This window comes from Solwaraspora sp. WMMA2065, from assembly GCF_030345075.1.
In the GTDB taxonomy this organism is placed as follows: Bacteria; Actinomycetota; Actinomycetes; order Mycobacteriales; family Micromonosporaceae; genus Micromonospora_E.
In genome coordinates this window covers 5,961,619-5,980,455 of record NZ_CP128361.1, presented here as the reverse complement: position 1 = coordinate 5,980,455, position 18,837 = coordinate 5,961,619, and the positions used below count along the sequence as shown (strand labels likewise).

Here is an 18,837-nt window from a genome sequence, read left to right as displayed (position 1 = left end):
GTCGGACTGTCTCCTACGGTCGGACCTTGGTGACCAACCAGTGGTCACCCACGGGCGCCCACCCGTAGCCCTTGTCCCGAAGGTACTTCAACTCCCGCTGGAACACGTTCCCACCCGCATAGTTCGGAACGTTGGGGTTGGTCACGATCCGCACCTCGTTGCCGTTGGCGAAAGCGTCGTTGATGAACCGCTTGTTCCGCGTCCAGTTCCAGCCACCCACGCCGCCCTTACCGTTGTTCAACGTCCCCCTGATGTTCAGGAAGTCCGCGTCGAAGGCTCCACTGGGCCGATCGAGCATGTACCGCTTGATGTCCGCGAACCGGCCGAGCAACGTGGTCTTCCGGCTGCAGTTGTGCACCAGGACCGGCGCCTCACCAGCAAGGACGTAGTAGGTGTGGACGCCGCCGACGGTGAGGTCGCGCATCCACTTCAGGCCGGTCCACACCCGGACCGCCGCGACCCGCTGGCTGGTCTCGCCGTCCGGACTGCGCAACCGGTCACCCGGACGCAGGTCCGCGGCGTCGGTCCACCTGTTGGTGTCGACATTCCAGAACGGGTGCCGGGCGGTCGTCTCGACCACCGCGCTCTCACCGGTCGTGGTGTCGATGACCGTGACATCGGTCAACTCCCGGTCGACGTGACCGTGCAGCACCCGCACCGGCCGGGCGGAGCTCCGCCCCGTGGCCGGGTCGGTCGCCAGCACCTCGTCACCGAGCTCCACCTCGCCGATCGGCTTGGTGCTGCCGTCGGCCATCCGCACCCGGGTGTCCGGGGCGAAACTGTGCAGCATGCAGCCGGCGGCCCCGTCCGCCGTCCCGTCGGCGGCGTCGTCGACCCGGCTGCCACCAGTCCCGGCGGCGTCGTCGACCCGGCTCCCGCCAGCGCGGGCGGCGTCGTCGGTGTGTTCGGCGGCTTCCCGGGTGGACCGGCTGGAGCCGCGGGACACCGCCCGGGACGCGTCGTCGGCTTTGCGGGTGACCGCCCGGCTGAACGACCGGGCCCCGGCGACGGCCTTCGCGCCGACCCTGGCGGCGGCCTTGCCGAGGCTCGTACCGGCGACCTTCTTCGCCCCGGTGGAGCCGAGCTTGCCGAGGGCTTTACCGGCAGCGGGGCCCATCATCGGCAGGGCGCCGCCGAGGCCACCGGCCAGGCCGCCGATCGCGACGTCCTGCAGCAGCTCCAAGCCTCTCTTGCCGTCGATGAGGCCGGCGACCAGGGCATCGGTCATGCCGCCGACCATGCCGCAGGCGACCGCCCCGACACCGGTCCAACCGATCGCGACCAGGCAGCCGGCCTCGACGACCATGCCGACGATCGCGCCGACGATCGCGGCCTTGTGCTCGACGATCCAGTCATGGGCCGTACGGGCCCACTGTCCGATCTGGTCGAGACCGGCTTCGAATGCCCGGGCGGCGTCCTGGTACGTCTGCTGCACGTTCTGTTTGATGTCGTTGACAAGCTTCGTCGCGTCTTCGTACCGGTCGCCGACCCAGTCGGTGACGTCTTCCCATCTGTCGCCGGCCCAGTCGGTGAAGTCGTCCCAGCCCTTCGTCAACCGCTCTCCGACGTGGCCGGTGGGGTCGACCACCGTCAACGGGCTGCCGTCGCCGTACTGGTAGCGGTTGGCCCGGACCGAGTCCGGCACCGGGCTGACGGTCAGGTTGTCGCGGGCACCGAACTGCGCCGTCACCGGGTCGTACCAGCGGGCATGCATGTTGACCTGCCCGCTGCGGATGTCGGTCCACTCCGACTGGTAGCCGAGGTCACCGAGCATGCCGCTGTCCGCGGTCACCTCACCCAACGGCGAATAGGTGCGGCTGCCGGTCACCGACGCCCCGGCCGGGTTCAACTGGGCGACCACGTCACCGTGCAGATCCGTCCACACCAACCGGCGCGTGGTGTTGTGCCGCGCCCCGACCACACCACCACCCGGATCCCGGGTGAACAACGCGTTGGAACTGTCCCGCGCGAGATGGTTACCCAGACCGGTGTACTCCCAGCCGTCCCGCAACGCCCGACCCAACCCGTCGTAGTCGAACACCCGGGCGTTACCACCCGCCGGAACGTGCTCAACCACCTGGTCGAACGCGTCCGACACCGTCGCCGCACCACCAGCCGCGCTGCGGGTGCCCCGCGCCGTGTACTGGTAACCGACACCGGTACTGTCCGACACAAGGCGGTTACGGGCGTCGTACACGTAGTCGACATCCCCGACCCCGGTCCGGTTCCCCGCCCTGTCGTAGCGGTAACCGACCGTCGTGTTCCCGTCGTCCCACGACGTCAACCGGTCCGCCAGATCGTAGCTGTACGTGTTGACCGTCGTCGACGAGCCACGGGTGACCGTCCTACTGGTCTCGTTACCATTGACGTCCCAGCCGTAGCTGATCGACGCGATCGTCGACCCACCCGACGACACCAACCGGTCACTGGTCAACCGGTGCAGATCGTCGTAGGCGAACACCCGCCGGTTCCCCGACGTCCCGAACGTCATCGACGACACCGCCGACATCACGTCATACGTGTAGCCGATCGCCGTGCCCATGTCCGTGTTGTCCACCGACGCCAACCGGCCCGCACCGTCATACCCGTACTCGGTCAACCCCGCCGCGTCATCCCGCGACGCCATCAACCCGTCCGCCGTGTACGTGAACGCCGCGTCCCCCGACGGACCGGTCACCGACAACGGCAGGCCCCGATCGTCGTACACGACCTGATTGCTGCCCCCCGGCGCGGAGAACTCCACCAACCGACCCGCCGCGTCGTAGCCGTACGTCCGATCCGTGGTGGCCGCCTCCGCACCGGAGCCGGACTGACGCACCAACCGGCCCGCGTCGTCGTAGACCAGGGTCCGCGCCACCCCACCCGGGGCACGCTGCGACACCGGCTGCCCGGCCACGTCGTACACCGTCGTGAACGTCCGGTCCGCAGCATCCGGATACGCCGCCGTCACCGGCTCGATCCGCGACTGCGGCAACCCCCACACGTTGTACGTCGACCGGAACGCCTGACCACGACCGTCAGTGAACCGCGTCGGATTCCCCGCCAGGTCATACCCGAACGACGACTCGATCGTCGTCGCCGCATCCACCGGCTCGGACTGCGTCCGCAACAACCCCGCCGCGTCATAACCGAACCGCGTCACCGTGCCCCGCGCGTCCGTCGCCGACACGGTGTTGCCGGCGGCGTCGTAGGTCCAACTCGACGTGGCCAACGCCGCCCCGCCGGACGCCCGGAACGCCGCCGCAGACACCGGCCGGGACAACATGTCGTAACCCGTGGTGGTGTACGTACCGTCCGGATTGACCTCCTTCACCGCACGACCCAACCCGTCGTGGACGACACCCCGGGTCTGCCCCGCACCGTCGACCACACCCGTCACCTCACCAGCAGCGTTGTAGCCGTACCCGACCGTCACCCCCGCCGGCGACCGCACCGACGACAACCGCCCGGCGGCGTCATAACCCACCGTCGTCGTGTGCACCTGACCGGTCTGCCGCACCGCCTCACTCACACTCGTGACCCGACCCAGGAAGTCGTAACCACTACCGGCCACCGCACCCGTCGGATCCGTGACCGCCAACACATTGCCCACCAGGTCGTAGCGCGCCGTCGACGTGCCACCGTCCGGCGCCACCCGCGTCACCACCCGACCCAACTGGTCATAGTCGAACTCCGTGACCCGGCCAAGCGGATCCGTCTGCGACACCACCTGCCCCAGACTGTCGTAACTCGCCGTCCTGACCGGAGTGACCGGGGTCAAACTCCCCGGCGGCGTGTAGCTCGGCAACCGCACCTCCACCGGCCGACCCACCCGATCCACCCCGAACGTCGTCACCGCCCCGTTCGGATCCGACTCCGCAACCACCTCACCGAACGTGTTGTAACCAACCCGCTCCACCGGCCGGGCCGACACCACCGGACCATCCAACTCACCCGACTCCACCTGCACCGCCGGACCCGTCGTCACCACCGGACGATCCGCCTCGTCATACTCCACAAACGTCGCCTGACCCAACGGATCCACCACCGACGTCGCCAGACCCGCCTCATCAACCACATAACTCGTCCGCGACACCCCCGCATCCGCCACCGGCACCGCACCCGCCATCACCCCAGCGGCCCAGCCGTCGTCGCCCGGCACCCCCTGATAGATCTGCAGATCGGAGACGGCCCCCTTGAGCCCGCCACCGATCCGCAGACCGCCCCGCGCCTGGTTGCTCAGCGCCAAAAAGTGACCGATGTAGACGCCGTCGAGGTACACCGTGGTCGATCCGGAGAGCGGGTTCAGCCCGATGGCCACGTGCTGCCACTCGCCCGCCTGCACCGTGCCCTGGCCGAAGGTCTGATCGCGGGTCACGTAGGCGCCCGGGCCCACCTGCTCGGTCATGGTCATCCGCCATCCATCGGTGGCGGAGTCGAAGCTCAGTTGCAAGGCGGCAAGGAACGCGGTCCGACCCAGGCGGGCGGAGCCGGGTATCTCCAGTACCAGAGCGTCAGCCGCGACGTCGTCCACCTTCACCCAGGCGGCGACCGTGTACGGCCGGGTGGTGTCCACCACCGGCGCATCGGTGACGATCCGCGACGACGAACCATTGAACGACGCGACCCGACCCCGCTCGGCATCCGACGCCCAGACCACGTCCGTGGCCGTACCCGGACTGTTACCCGCCGAGTCAGCGGCCGTCGTCCCACCCGCCTCGTCCAACCGCCACCGCGCCACCGGCGTCACCATCCGGTCCGCCGACAGATACCGGGTCTGCGACACCGGACGACCCAACACGTCATACGCATAATCGACGACCGACAACGCCTCCCCCGCAGCGTCCCGATCCACCCGCGACAACACCCGGTCAGCCGGCGACAACGCCACCTCGGACACCCGCTCCAGGCCGCCCGGATCCAGCACACTCCGCACCTGCCGACCCGCAGCGTCGTACTCGAACGCCGTCACCGTCGCACCGTTGTCGGTGACCTGCTCAACCAGGTTCCCCGCCGCGTCGTAACCGTTGCCCTCCAGCAGGAACGAACTGTCACCGTCGGAGCGGGTCACCGACGCCGTCCGCCCATCATCGGTATACGTGTACCGCGTCACAAAGCCCATCGCGTCCGTGGCCGACGCCAACCGACCCGCCGGGTCGTACACGTTCGACTCCACCACCAGATCCACCGGATCCGTCGGATCATTCGGATCCCCGGTGAACCCCTTCACCGTCCGCGACAGCACATTCCCGTTGACATCCACCTCGTAGGCGTTCACCACACCGTCCGGATCGGTCTGCTCCACCAGGTGCCCGTACACGTCATAGCCGTAGCCGGTCACCGCGCCCTCGGCGTCCACCGACGCCGACCGACGACCGTGCCAGTCGTACGACCAGGTACTGACCCGGGCCACATCCCCACCCGACGCGTCACTCACCCGCTCCTCCACCAGGAACCCGTCCACGCTGTACGAAAAACGCGTCACCGCCCGATGCACCGCACCCGACACCCGGTCCGTCACCGCCGGACCCGTCCGCGTCACCACCCGACCCACCGAGTCGTACGTGAACGACGTCGTCCGCCCCTGCGGAAACGACGACGTCACCACCGTCTCCGTCAACGTCCGACCCAACCCGTCGTACGTGAACGTCGTCTCCGCATTCGCCGCGTCCAACACCCCGGCCACGTCACCCGCCGTGGTGTACGTGATCTCCTGGGATCCGGCGGAGAAGTCCAGCACCCGCAAAGGCATACCTGCCGACCTGCCAGACACGCCATAGGTGATTCTCATCTGCCGGCCGACCGGGTCCCGCAACTCGGTCAGGTTGCCCTTGTGGTCGTATGAGTAGCGGCTGAGGTATTCGTTGTCCTGCGCGCTATCCGAGCCCGGGCCGCGCAGCTCAATCAGCCGGTCGTTCCGCGGATCCGCCACGTTGTCGCTGTTCCAGAAGTAGCGGTAGTAGCTGCTGGAACACTTGTCCGCGGCCTGATCCTGGCAGGTCACCTCCTGGATGGTGTTGCCCCGCTCGTCCTGCACCGACCGGGTCACGTTCCCGTTCGGGTCGTACACCAGACTCGTGAACCCACCCGTGTCATAGCCGTACAACGTCGTCTGACCCAACGCGTCGGTCTGCGACACCCTCCGCCCCGACACCAGGTCGTACGAGTACGACACCTCGTTGCCACCCGGACCGGTCACCGACACGATCTTCACCGGATTCGACACCGTCGTCGTCTGCACGTGCTCCGCCGCCTCGTCGACCCGCACCGCACCCGGCGGCAACACCTCGACCGGCAACCCACCCGCCGCCGTCTCCGACAACGACGACTCGGCAACCTCATCGCCCGCCGCAGTCACTACCAACGGCACCGTCCGACCCACCGACTCGTAGTGCAACGCCACCTCGTCCGCGCTCAACGCCCGGTCGTAGAGCGCGACCTCCGCCAACGAACCCGCGTAGAGCGCGACCCATATTTCCTCCGGGAACCCCGACCAACCGTTGTCCACGTACCCCGCGCCCAGGCTCGCGCGGCTGAGCGGAGGTGCCCCGTCGAACGGCTCGGCACTCGTGGTGGTCTGCACGTGCACGCCGTCCAGGTACAGCGACTGGGCCGTGCCGGTGGATTCCTTGCTCGCGGTCAGCACCGCGTGGTGCCACTTGCCGTCGTTGACCGGCACCGCCGACACCAACGCGAACGCCCACGACTGATTGGCCTGGTCGTTGCAGTTGCGGATCGCCAGCTGGGTGCCGTCCGTAGTCAACGAGCCGGGCACCTCCAGGCAACGGCCGGCACCCACATTGCGCCATGCGTCCCGGTCCGGCGCCCACTGCTGCCTCGAGCTGCTCGAACAGTCCTGCACCTGGACCAGGGTGCCGTTGCCGGTCGCCTGACCGGTCAGACCCAGACATTTGGTGCCTTGGCGCAGCTGCTGGCTTTCGCGGTCGAAGAGCCAGCTCTGCTCCCACTCACCGTTGCAGGTGCGCAGCCGCACGCTGTTGTCGGCCTTGTCCCACTCCGCGCACTTGCCGGCGATCCCCGTCAACGGCCCGTTCGGATCTTCCGACGGCGTCAGCCCCCGCAACCGGCCGTCGGCGTCGATCCACAGCGCCGGCGAAGGGATGCCACCGAGCGTGGGCAGCGGCGCGCCCACCAGTACCCCGCTGGTCGCCGTGGTCCTGAACCACAGCTCCTGGGACCGCGGCCCCGCCGGCATCACCCGCCCCCCTGGCACGTACACCGACGACGATTCCCCGTCGAACTCCGCCGCCGTTCCGTCCGCGAACGGACCCGCCGCCCCCAACCTCACCGACTCGAACGAATCACTCGGCTGTCGCGTCTCGTTGACAGGTTGCGCACCGGCCGCATCCCGCAACCGCCAGTAGTCCGTCGGCTCGGAGGACAGCACCGCCGCGGCGTACACAGCGCTCGTCCCCGCCACCCGCGGCGTCCCCAACCCCCAGGTCCCACCGTTGCTGTCGGTCACCGACGCCAGCTTCCCGGTCACCGAATCCATCGACAGCGACGCCAGCGTCCGCCCTTCGGCGCTGGTCACCTTCGACAGCTGCCAGCTCTGGCTCGTCGCCGCCGTGTACAGCTCGGTGACGTCCGCTCCGGTCAGCGAGTGGTCGAAGTACGCGACGTCCGCGACCTGCCCGTCGAAGAAGTTCGCGAATCCGAGGTGGACAACGGGGTTGTGAAGGCTCTGGTCCGGCCATTTTCCACCCAGGAACCCGGCGCCGACGTACTCGTTGGCCGCCCCACCGTACTGGAACATGTCGATGATGCCGTCGGCGGTGTCCTGGCGCGCTCCGTCGAGGTAGAGCGCCTGGCTGTCACCCGCTCCGGCCAGCACCGCGTGATGCCACTGCCCGTCGTCGACCCGCTGGGCGGTCACCATCGTGTCGAACTCGCCGTCCCAGAACTTCGCCCGCAGCTTGCCGCTCGCGCCGACGTACATCACCGGTGTGAAGCCGTCCTCCGTACTTCCCGCTGTGATCGGATCCTTCTGGTACGAGTAGAGCACCTGATCGGTGTCGGTCGTCCGGAACCACAGACTGATCGACTGGTAGGCCCCGTCGGTCACCAGCCGACGGGGCAACCGCACCCGCGACGACGAACCGTTGAAGTCGGTCGACGCGGAGGTCGATCCCGACCACACCCCCGGCACCACGCCCGCCGACGTGTTCTGGTGGAACCCCAGGTCGGTGCCGCCGTTGTCCAGCACGCTGCTGGTCGCCCACCTCTCGCCGGCGGGTTCGTTCAACCGCCAGTACGACGACGGCGCGTGGTTCAGCACCGCGTTCGCCCCCTGGTTGACGCTGTTACCCCAGGTGTACGTGGTACACGACGCCGTCGGCGGACACACCTTCGTCAACCGGTCATGACTGCCGTACGTGTACTCCCACACGTACCCACCGCCACCGGCGGTCGGCGGGTCCGTCGTCACCTTCGTCACATGCGACCCGACCGACGGACTCGCCGTCGCCCCCCAGGTCAACGTCAGCGACCGCCCCGACGCGCTGGTCAGCTTCGACACCAGCCCACTGCCGTTGTAGGTCAACGTCAGGGTGTTCCCGTTCGCGTCGCTCACCGAGGTGAGCTTGAAGACCCCGCCACCGGCGGCCCGGCCGAACACGTACGTCGTCCCGTGTTTGACGGTCAACCGGTACCCGGTCACCGTGGTCCCGGACTTCACCGCGGTCAACACCTCATGCCGCCCCGACGGTGGCGCGAACGACCCGTCCGTGTTCGGCCCGAACCCTGCTGCCGACCCGTCCGGATAGGTGACCGTCGCGGTGCGCAACAGGCCGGTCCAGTTCCGGCGTTCCACCACCTGGGTGTCGAGCAGGCTCGACCAGCCCTGCCCGAACGCCCCCGACCGACGGGTGTCCAGGCTGTTGTACGACCGGGTGATCTCCAATGCCGGCCCCAGCCCGGCGACCTGCGCGTCCGTCGCCGACGTGGTGTAGTTGCCGATCTCCGGGTGGTAGCCCACCCCCGGGTTCTGCACCAACCGCGACCCCAACGCCGGCTGCGGCGCCCGCGTGTAGAACGCGTACTTCGGGTACCGCGCGCCGAGGACACCGTTGACAATTGCCCCAATAATGTCCTCGGGCTGCACCGACCACGAATACGTCTGGTTCCATTCCAACACGCCGGGCGGAATGGTGAGCGAGGCAGATTTCATCCCCGGTGGTTGCGCTGCGGTCCCGGAGAAGATGACGTCACCGTCACTGTCATGGACGTAGATGTGGTAGACCATGCCGAAAACGCCGTCCAGGTCGCGACCCGACATCAGCAGCTCCGGCGTCAGCGTCGAGATCACCGTCCCGGGTCCCGGGGAGCGTGCCTCGACCAGCGGTGCCAGGTTGCCGCTCAGCTCCAGCACCAGCTTGGGCGCGTACTGTCCGGAGCCGTAGTCGGACGAGGTGAACAGCGCCCAGGTGACCGGACTCGTCGCCGCCACGGCGTCCAGCGCGAGCCCGAAGTTCGGGGCACCGAGCGCCCACCCGCCGATCAGCGACCTCCCCAGCCCGTACGTCCCCCACCGGCCGACGGACGGATTCACCGACGAGTTGGTGCACACCGCCTGCGCCCAGGCCGACTCGACCAGGCTGGGCGCGTACCTCGTGTCGACGCCCGGCCCGGGATAGGAGGCGGTCGCCAACTCGTCGACCGTCCACTCCTTCTCGACCAGGTGGCTGCCCACCGGCAGCTGTTCACAGACCGGCCGGTAGGTCAGGTACAGCTCGAGCCGTGCGTTACGGATCGTCGGCGTCGCGTTGATCAACTCCGACGAGATGTCGAATTCGAGGAAGGTGCGGGCCTTGACTCCGTCCTCGTCCACCCCGATCGCCAGGTAGTTGCCGTCCTGCACGGTCTCGTCGGTGTCCGGGTCGCTGTCGACGAACACGTCGCCGTCGGTGTCGACCTCGGAGTCGGCCAGCACGGTCGGGTCGACCCGCACCGGGAACACCCGGGCCGGGTCGGTCAGCCAGGCCCGGTCCGCGACCAGCCTGATCGCCGGCCCGCCGTCGACCTCCACCAGCTCCATCGACACCGCCGGCGACTGGGCCGGCAGGCCTGTTTTCGCGTCGACCGACGAGTCCAGCATGAACGGCGCCGGAATCGACCCGGCCACCTCGCCCGCGTCGTCGACCAGCTCGATCGATCCGCCGTCGCCGGCCCGGACCGTCAACCCGGCAAGGACGAGCGGGAACACCCATTCCGACGCCGCGCGCGGTGACGCCAGGATCAGCGTCTCCTTCACCCCGTCCGGCCGTGCCACCAGCTCCAGATCGGTGCCCGGCAGCACCTTCGGATAGATCGCGGTCGCACCGGTCACGGTCGGCGTCACCGCCGCCGCACCGGCCAGACTCCACCCCAGTGACCCGCCCGCCGGCAGGGTCAGCTCCACCAGCGGCTCAGGCGAGGCCTCGGCCGTGTCGGCCAGCGAGATCCCCAGCGAGTTGTCCGTCACCGTCCACCGGTCGCCGCGCCGCGTCAACGTCGAGTCGATCGGCCGCCACGACCCGTCCGCCGCCTGGTAGTTGACCCGCCCGGTAGAGATCTCCGCCGTCTTCGAACCGTCGGCGTTGACGTACACGTCCATGTTCGACCGCGACGCCCGCGCGTCCCGCCGGCTCGTCTCGGGCTCGAACTGACTCCCGGTGTCCGGTGTCACCGTCCGGTCCACCGCCGGCTGCGTCGCCCACCCGGGGAGACCGTCGACCAGCTCCTGCGCCGAGCCCGCGCCACCGGACGCCCGGGTCGCCGCCGACGACACGTAGCCGCCCGGGCCGGCACCGTCACCGACCCGCGCCGTCGGCAGCTCCACCGGCGACCCGCTCAACCCCAGCAGCCACGACGGCCGATCGGTGAGCCAGGAGGTCAACCAGCCGATCGGGAACTCGCCACCCGGCTGCACCGCGCCCGGCGGCGCCGACGCGGTCAGCCCGACCAGCACCACCAGGGCGGTCGCCACCCCGGCCACCGAACGCTGCCAGACGGCACGCAGCCGCGCCTGCTCTGCTCGAGTCCACTGCTGAGTACTCCGGCCCGTGCCCATCGGCGGCGACCTTCCCCTTGGCATTGCGATCCGTCAATCGGATCGCAGTACATCGTCGGGTACAGGTGCCCGGGAAGCTTGAGGAAGATCTGAGGAGATTGTTCGCCGTTCGCCCGGGAACTTCGCGACAGACTCCACCCAGAGTTCGTCGATAGTCCTCGAAGGACGAAGCTGGTAACTCAGCCCGACGGATGCTGAGCAGGTGTCGGGTCGCTGCGGATGGCTGGTGACGGTGCTGGTCCGGCTCGATCGAGGCGGGTTGCGGTGATGTATGCGAGCAGCAGACCGACAGCGATCGCACCCGGTAGGTACGGCAGACCGTCGTAGGCTCGCCCGTACTCCATCGGAAAGAGCACAAGCAGGGACAGAGCGAGACTGACGGTCAGCGTGCCGGACACGGCGAGGACACCGACGACGAACAGCGGTACGGCGAGAAGCAGGTGTTGTCCGAGGCGTCGCGGCCAGGCGGATCGGCTGCGGATCGCGACGATCGTCCAGGCCGCTACGGGAACCGCCAATCCCGGTACGGCCATGATGGCGAGGAAGTCGACCATGGGCCGTTCACCGGAGAGGGTGGGCTCGGGAGAGTACTGGTAGTAGAGGACCCCACCGACGGCGGTCAGCAGTGCGAAGGTGGCAGGTGGCCGCCAGTACGGCCGGCTCGGCTGACGGCTGGAGGTCGCCAGGACACCCATCGCGGCGACAACGGCCAGTACGGTCGGCAGGCCCACCGCGACCAGCAGCAGGGCGGCTGGTGCCTGCCTGTCCCCCAGATACAGCCGGGCGAGGAAACCACCCGGGACGAGGAACGCGGCCAGCACGGTGATGGTGATGACGAGCCGGCGTGGTCGCCGGGGTGGCCGCCGGGTCATGGCCGAGCTCGTCGCGGCCGTCCAGACGGCGATGCCGAGGATGAGCCCGCCCGCAGCGAGCCAGGGCAGCAGCCGGGGTGTCGTCCAGCCGCCGCGCACCACTGCCATGTTGACCCCCAGCAGTACGGCAGAGCCGGCCAATGTCGGCAACAGTGGTCGGCCACGGTAGGCGGCGGCGAGGAGCAGGCACAGCGCGGCACAGACGATGCCGGAGAGCTGAAGCTCGTGCATCCACACCCGCCCCTCCTCACTTGACCATTCCGGCCAGCCGGCGGGTTGTGGGGGCACCACCGAGCCGTCCGGCATGATCCGGCTGGGCCAGGAGTTCTGCACCCCGATGTTGGGAGTCAGGTAGGTCAGCGTCACTGCCCAGGCCACGACCGAGTAGATCGCGCCTGCCAATGCGACCCGGTGCCACCACGGACCGCGCGCGGGGGCCGGCATCTCGCTGGCCGCGACATGGTCGGGCTCGGTCGCGGATGTGGTCGCGGACGGCGCCGTAGTCGCCGTCGCGGGCGCGGCGGAGTTGAGTGGTCTGGCCAGGCGGATCGTGTGGGCCAGGGCAAGCACCACCGCGGTAAGTACGAAGGTGGGTACGCTCGGCAGGACGGTCTCGATCGGCAGTGAGTCGGACCGGTTCTGGTATCCCACGAGCGGGATCGGGTCGCGGCCGAGGTAGGCAAGCCACCACCAGGGCTGCCCGGTCGCCACGGCCGGTGTCCGCGACGCCAGGAGCACCATGGCGTAGGTGCTGGCCAGCGTGAGGGCGGGGGCAGCGAGCCCTGTCAGGATGATGGCCACGATGACGGCCGGCACCGGCCGCCGTACTCGGCGGGACAGCAGGGCGATGCCCGCCGCCACCGGCGGGAGCAGCACTGCCAGGCACAGGGCTGCGCCGACGGCGAACAGGGCGCTGTCCCAGACCTGGTTCGCGGCACGGGCGAGCACATCGACGGCGAGCAGGCCGGCGATCACCGGTAGTGTCGCCGATCCGGAGCCCGCCACACCGAGCGCCCGGCCGGCACGCCGCCGCAGCAGCCGCCGGGCCAGCAGCGTGCCGACCACTGCCGCGATGGCGACCTGAACCACATAGTTCATGACAATGTAGGAGACGGCTGCGGTCGTCGGCGTACGAGTCACCACATCGATCAGCCGGCTGAGGAGGACCACCGCTGCCATTGCCAGCACCAGGCTGAACAGGGGTGCGAGGAACAACCATCCCGCGTGTATCTGGGTGGGTGAGGGTCTGGGCAGCCGGGGCAGCGGTACCGGATCCGCACCCGGTGGGCGGGCGAGCGCGAGACTGGCCGCGAAGCGGAGCTGCCGCCACTTCCGCAGCGCAGCGACAGCGCTTTCCTCATGGCCGAGTGCGTACAACTCGCCGGCCCACTCCCGGCTCATCTCCTCGCGCAGGTGTGCCGGCCAACGCCGTGCCGCCACGGCCAGCAGCCAATCGGCGATCCGCTGCGTCAAGGTGCTCACCACCCCGGCGCCGACGTGAAGGTCGCGGCGTCGGCGGCCCGGGTGCCACCGGCGCCGCGCGGGCGCAGTTTCGCCCGCAGGGCGGCGAGCTCGGCGCGGGCCGCCACCGCCCCCTCCGGCGTCAGGCGGTGGTAGCGCCGGGCAGGCCGTCCTTCTCTGCTGGGGTCGATGTCCTCCCAGTCGGCCCGTAGCCAGCCCGCCTCCTGCAGCCGGGCCAGGATCGGATACAAGGTGCCGCTGGGCTGGCCGGTGGCCTGCATGAGTTCCAGGCCGTACCGGCCGGCCTGCGGATCGTCGAGTAGTACCGCCAACACCTGAGCCACGCTGGTGGTGACCCGGACACGCTCAGTCATACGTGGACCATACTCGGTCTTCTACATAGGGGCTATCCCTCAAACTGGTCCGGGCGCCTACCGACGTTGCCTCCGCAACCTCTGATCAGGGCTGCAGCCACCATGGACTGCTGTACGCCACCCCGAAGTCGTTGCACGGGTGCCCGGCCGGGCCGGGCGTCGGGTTGACCAGCTCCGGGTCGGAGACCCGCAGCACGATCCAGTCGCCGTCGGCGACGTCGAGCGGCACCGTGAAGTCGGCGACCGACCCGGAGACGGTGTCGACGACGTCGACGACGGTCGGCACCGACGTCCCGGGACGCAGCACCTGGATCCGCAGCGGCTTGCCGTCCCAGACCGCTCCCCGGTCCAGGTCCACCTGGAACCGGACGTCACCGGCGGCCAGACCGAGGACCCCTCCCATCCGTACGCCGTTGGCGGCCGCGTCGAGCCGCAGGCCGGACACCCGGGTGGCGAAACAGCGGCGGGCCGCCATCGCCTCGAACACCGCCGCGCGGGTGTTCTCGGCGACCCACAGACCGCTTCGGCCCTTGCCTTCGTGGAAGCCCCAGGTGGTGCCGTGCTCGTCGGTGACCCCGGTCAGACCGGGCCGCCAGCCGGCGTTGAGGCAGGCCACCAGCGGCGAGGCCGTCCGGGACGACCAGCCCTCGAACAGGTAGTCGTCGGTGCGGTTGAACATCTCCAGGCCGACGAGCTGCTGCCGCGCCGAGGCGTCGTACGAGAAGTTGTCGAACCGGCCGATCTCCCGGCCCGGGTGGTTGAAGCTGGCCAGGCCACCGGGCCGGCCGGTCAGCCACCGGTAGAGGCTGCCGGGGCTGCCGGCCCGCAGCAGGTCGGCGAAGTCCGAGGTGTTCCACACGTTGATGTGACCCTGCAACGGGTGCGACCACTCGAAGCCACGGATCGCGGTGAACTGACCGGGGTCGTCGGCCGCGTTGGCGAGGTCTCCGGTGGCCCGCCACTCGGACTGGCTGAGCCCGCTGATGGCGAACATCGTCGCGTGGTCGGTGAGCGCGGCGACGTCGAGCCCGGCCTCGCGCATCGAGGCGAACGCGTCGTCGGCGCTGCCGTCCCCGTCGGACATGACGGTGTGGTTGTGCAGGTCGGCGTGGACCAGGGTGGTCCCCTGGCTGATCCGCGACGCCCGGGAGGCGCCGGGTGCGGCCACCGCCGTCGCGCCGGCCGACGTCGCACCGGCTGTCATCGCGGTGGCGGCCCGCGCGGTGCCGGGGACGGCGGCGAGCATCAGCATGCCGCCGGCGGCGGCCAGCATCGATCTGCGTCCGAGGCCACCGGCCGGGTGCGTGGCGGGGTCGATCTGGCCGTACGGTATCTGGCCTGTCTGGTGGTCGTCGGGTGTGTGATGGCAGCGGTGGGGGCGTGATCCACTCATGCCAATCATTAGATCGATATAAGTCTTTCCAGCGCGCTGCGCCGAGTTGTCCGGCAGACGAACACCGCACGTCTCACCCGCCGACTGTGGTTCAGCATGATCACTTAACCTGCAGCTGGGAGAGCATCGGCGTGGCGCCCAGCAGAACGTTAAGTGATCATGGGGGCAGAATGCCTGACTGGCGCGACCCACTTGGCGCCTGGGCAGGGTGCTACCGCGCCGCCGGCCCTATTTGCCATGCTCCGTCGGGCCCATGGCGCGGTAGAAGACGAAGCTGGCGATTCGACCGAGTCGACCGCGGCTGCGGCCGTTCTCCGTACCGCCGGTAAGGCCGGCCTCGGCCAGCGCGGCCAGCACCCGCTCGGGCCGGCTGGCCACCAACCGGGGGTCGTTGTGCAGACATCCGGACCCGTGGCCCGGGGCCGTACCGTCGATGTCGACGACGTGCAGCTGACCGCCGGGGCGCAGCACCCGGCGGACCTCCCGCAGCGCGCGGCCCCGTTCCTCATCGGCCAGGTGGTGCATCATGAGCGCGGACAGCACCCGGTCGACGCTGGCGTCGGGCAGCGGCAGGTCGCCGGCGAAGGCGACCTCGTAGCGGATCGGCAGCTTGGCGCGGGCGGCCTTGCGCTGGGCCAGCCGCAGCGCGCCCTGGTCCGGGTCGATGCCGACGGCATCGACGTCCGGCTGCCGGCGCAGCAGCGCCCGCAGCAGGTTGCCGGTGCCGCAGCCAATCTCCAACACACGCTGGCCGGGCCGGATCTCGGCCCGGTCGAGCAACTGCTGGTGCATCCTCCCCGCGCCGACGAGCCGGCTGAACGGGTCGTAGATCGGCAGCAACCACTGCCGCCCCATCGCGGGCAGGTAGTGCTGGTGCGGACGACTGCCGCTGCCCTGTCCGGTCATGTCACTCTCCTAATGTCGGACGAGATTCGGTCACTCTTCCCAGCATCGGCCACTGACCGCAGCGTGGCATCGGCGAGGTTGTGGAGACGATGCGACAAAGTTCGGATCCGGCTTCCCGCCGACGCGCACACCCACGAATTCGTCGCGCTCTGCTACGCCGAAGGACCGACGCAACGGTGTGCATCGACGATCGGACCTGGCCGGTGACCGACGGGGGATCTGCTCATCGTCGCCCCGGGCCAGGTCGTCTCCTTCGGCGAACGGCCCGAACAGCTCGACATCGACGGCTGGGTGGTGTGGTTCCCCGCCGACGCGGTCCGGCCCGGGACCGCCGGGGCGTACGCCTCGTGGCGGACCCACCCGCTGCTGTTCCCGTTCGCCCGGGGCACCGACCGGGCGCAGCGGCTGCACGTACCCCCGGACGACCGGGCGACCTGGTCCGGGCGCTTCGCCGCGCTCGCCGAGGAGCTGCGGGTGCGACGCGACGGCCACCAGGACGCCGCGCTCGCCCATCTGACCCTGCTGCTGGTGGAGGCGGCCCGGTTGTCGACCAGCGTCGCCGACCAACTGCGAGCCTCGGACGAACCGCTGCTCGCGGCCGTCTTCGACCTGAGCGAACGGCGCATGCAGCAGGCCCGCGTGCTGCTCACCGAGACCTCGCTGACCGTGGCCGCGATCAGCCACCGGGTCGGATACCCCGACGTCAGCTACTTCATCAAGCGGTTCCGGGCCGAACACTCCGTCACCCCCGGCGCAGTGGCGGGCCGCTGCTTCTTCCGTTACGGCAACTGCTTCAGCTCGTCGACAACGGTCCGCCGCACCACCGCCTGGCTGAACGTCACCGTGCCGACCGGGATGATGCTGTCCGGCACCGCCGTGGTGTACACCGACCGCGACCCGAGGTAGGTGTGGTCCTCCCGGTCGAAGATCCACTCGTGGCGGACGCCGGTGCCTTCCTCCACCCGGGCCACCGCGACGCCGCTGCGACCGATCGCGTCGGTCCCATCGTCGCCGATGGTGGTGAACGCCTGGTGGTCCGGGTGGTTGCCCTGCCCCCGCGTCTCGGCGTAGATCCACTCCAGCAGCACCTCCGGATCGATCGGCAGCGTGGTCAGCCGGTCGTACGCGCCGAAATGCGGCACCGCGTCGCTGTCGAGGGCGATGCCGGCCGGCTCGTTCAACTCGTCGACCAGCCAGCCACGGTGGCCGTCCGGCGACAGCCGCACCTGACGCTTGTGCAGCCTTGGCGTACCAGTCGGGGTTTCGCCGGTGTCCGCGTTGAGGGCTTCGTACGTGTCGGCGATCTGGCTTTCGATGTAGATGAACTGGTCCGGCCGTACCGGGCCGGTGGCCCGGGTGGCGGCGACCAGCGCGATCTCGTCGAGCAGCACCGTCGCGCCCTCGGCGGTGCCGGCGTCGGGTCGGCGACCTGCGCCGGGCCGGCGGCGGACTGGTCGGGACCGGCGGTGGTGCCCGCTGGGCCGGCCGGATCGCCGCCGGGGTTCAACGCCAGGCCGACGACGGTCAGACCGGCCAACGCTCGCCGAAGGCGGCGGGGTCACCGGCCCGCGTCCGGGCGCGTAGGACCGTCGTCATGTCCTGTGTCTGTCCGCCACCACCGGCTAGGTTCCCGCTCGGCGGGTCACCACAGCGGCAGCTTCATATTCCCGGCCGGTGTGCCAGGATCGCGTCGTGGCAGTCATCGAGGTCGTCGTCGGCGACATCACCCGTGTGGACGTCGACGCCATCGTCACCGCCGCCAACGAGTCACTGCTCGGCGGCGGTGGTGTCGACGGGGCCGTCCACCGTGCGGCCGGCCCCCGCCTGGCGCGGGCCGGCGGCGCGATCGCCCCCTGCGAGCCGGGCGACGCCAAGGCTACGCCGGCGTTCGACCTCGACCCGCCGGTACGGCACGTCATCCACACTGTCGGGCCGGTCTGGGAAGGCGGCGGCCACGGCGAAGCCGACATCCTGGCCTCCTGCTACCGGCGCAGTCTGCGGGTCGCCGATGGACTCGGCGTGCGGGCGATCGCCTTCCCCGCGATCGCCACCGGCGTGTACGGCTTCCCCGCCGACCAGGCCGCCCGGGTCGCCGCCGTGACCCTCGCGGCCACCCCGACCACCGTCGAACGGATCCGGCTCGTAGCGTTCGACGAGGACACCGCAGGGCACCTCCATGCCGCGCTGGCCTTCAGCTGCTGATCCGACGAGAGGCATCAAGCCGATGTACCGCCGGGGCGTGCCCAGGGCGGACGAGGAAGGAAACACCTCTATGGTGGGCTGATGGCGTCGGTCAAGCAGTTCCAGATCACCTTCGACTGCGCACGACCGGAGCGCGTCGCCCGCTTCTGGTGCGAGGCGCTGGGGTACGTCGTACCGCCGCCCCCGAAGGGGTTCGCCGGTTGGGACGACTTCGACCGCGCACTGCCGCCCGAGCGTCAGGGCTCGGCGTTCGCCTGCGTCGATCCCACCGGGGTGGGTCCACGGCTGTTCTTCCAGCGCGTGCCCGAAGGCAAGACCGTCAAGAACCGGCTGCATCTCGACGTACGGGTCGGCACTGGTCTCGTCGGTGACGAGCGCGTGGCCGCACTCGAGGCCGAATGCGCCCGACTGGTCGCGCTCGGCGCGGTACGCGTACGGCTGCTGCGCGCCGACGGTGTCAGCGAGTCGTGCCTCGTCATGCAGGACGTCGAGGGCAACGAGTTCTGCCTCGACTGAGCAGGAGGAGACGGGTGACCGCCGACCGTACGCGGATCCGGTGACCCGCGACGGCCCCGGTAG

The 18,837-nt window shown here is 69.7% G+C and carries 8 protein-coding genes and 1 pseudogene; 3 read left to right on the top strand and 6 right to left on the bottom strand.

What is annotated here, in order from left to right; genetic code table 11:
* Positions 1 to 13: 13 nt before the first annotated feature.
* The 5 genes from O7610_RS27245 to O7610_RS27225 all read right to left on the bottom strand — a co-directional run bounded on the left by O7610_RS27245 (position 14) and on the right by O7610_RS27225 (position 16,056).
* Positions 14 to 11,050, bottom strand: a complete 11,037-nt coding sequence (locus tag O7610_RS27245; RefSeq protein ID WP_289212164.1) for a LamG-like jellyroll fold domain-containing protein — start codon at positions 11,048 to 11,050, stop codon at positions 14 to 16.
* Positions 11,051 to 11,229: 179 nt separating this feature from the next.
* The gene (locus O7610_RS27240) at positions 11,230 to 13,404 is read right to left on the bottom strand and encodes a hypothetical protein (protein ID WP_289212163.1); all 2,175 of its coding nucleotides are present in this window, start codon (positions 13,402 to 13,404) and stop codon (positions 11,230 to 11,232) included.
* Complete coding sequence (locus O7610_RS27235; protein ID WP_281553219.1) at positions 13,401 to 13,757, bottom strand: PadR family transcriptional regulator; 357 nt, start codon at positions 13,755 to 13,757, stop codon at positions 13,401 to 13,403. Before O7610_RS27235 ends, O7610_RS27240 begins: the two co-directional genes overlap by 4 nt.
* Positions 13,758 to 13,842: 85 nt before the next feature.
* Entirely contained in the window at positions 13,843 to 15,150 is a 1,308-nt protein-coding gene (locus O7610_RS27230; RefSeq protein ID WP_289212162.1) for a CehA/McbA family metallohydrolase, read from the bottom strand.
* 228 nt (positions 15,151 to 15,378) lie between these two features.
* The gene (locus tag O7610_RS27225) at positions 15,379 to 16,056 is read right to left on the bottom strand and encodes a class I SAM-dependent methyltransferase (protein WP_289212161.1); all 678 of its coding nucleotides are present in this window, start codon (positions 16,054 to 16,056) and stop codon (positions 15,379 to 15,381) included.
* A gap of 78 nt (positions 16,057 to 16,134) precedes the next feature.
* Here O7610_RS27225 and O7610_RS27220 point away from each other — a divergent pair.
* Positions 16,135 to 16,891, top strand: a pseudogene (locus O7610_RS27220) (helix-turn-helix transcriptional regulator).
* Here O7610_RS27220 and O7610_RS27215 read toward each other — a convergent pair.
* Positions 16,836 to 17,447, bottom strand: a complete 612-nt coding sequence (locus O7610_RS27215; RefSeq protein ID WP_281553216.1) for a hypothetical protein — start codon at positions 17,445 to 17,447, stop codon at positions 16,836 to 16,838. The pseudogene O7610_RS27220 and the gene O7610_RS27215 sit on opposite strands and share 56 nt — an antisense overlap.
* Before the next feature lie 301 nt (positions 17,448 to 17,748).
* Here O7610_RS27215 and O7610_RS27210 point away from each other — a divergent pair, with 301 nt between their 5' ends.
* Together O7610_RS27210 and O7610_RS27205 are read left to right on the top strand one after the other, a co-directional pair.
* The gene (locus O7610_RS27210) at positions 17,749 to 18,258 is read left to right on the top strand and encodes a macro domain-containing protein (protein WP_289212160.1); all 510 of its coding nucleotides are present in this window, start codon (positions 17,749 to 17,751) and stop codon (positions 18,256 to 18,258) included.
* An 81-nt stretch (positions 18,259 to 18,339) separates the two neighbouring features.
* Complete coding sequence (locus O7610_RS27205) at positions 18,340 to 18,774, top strand: VOC family protein (RefSeq protein ID WP_281553214.1); 435 nt, start codon at positions 18,340 to 18,342, stop codon at positions 18,772 to 18,774.
* The last annotated feature ends 63 nt before the right edge of the window (positions 18,775 to 18,837 follow it).

Bases quoted from the DNA above. Each gene is read 5' to 3' on its own strand.
- O7610_RS27235 (WP_281553219.1), bottom strand. From the start codon at position 13,757: ATGACTGAGCGTGTCCGGGTCACCACCAGCGTGGCTCAGGTGTTGGCG.
- O7610_RS27205 (WP_281553214.1), top strand. From the start codon at position 18,340: ATGGCGTCGGTCAAGCAGTTCCAGATCACCTTCGACTGCGCACGACCG.
- O7610_RS27230 (WP_289212162.1), bottom strand. From the start codon at position 15,150: ATGAGTGGATCACGCCCCCACCGCTGCCATCACACACCCGACGACCAC.
- O7610_RS27245 (WP_289212164.1), bottom strand. From the start codon at position 11,050: ATGGGCACGGGCCGGAGTACTCAGCAGTGGACTCGAGCAGAGCAGGCG.
- O7610_RS27225 (WP_289212161.1), bottom strand. From the start codon at position 16,056: ATGACCGGACAGGGCAGCGGCAGTCGTCCGCACCAGCACTACCTGCCC.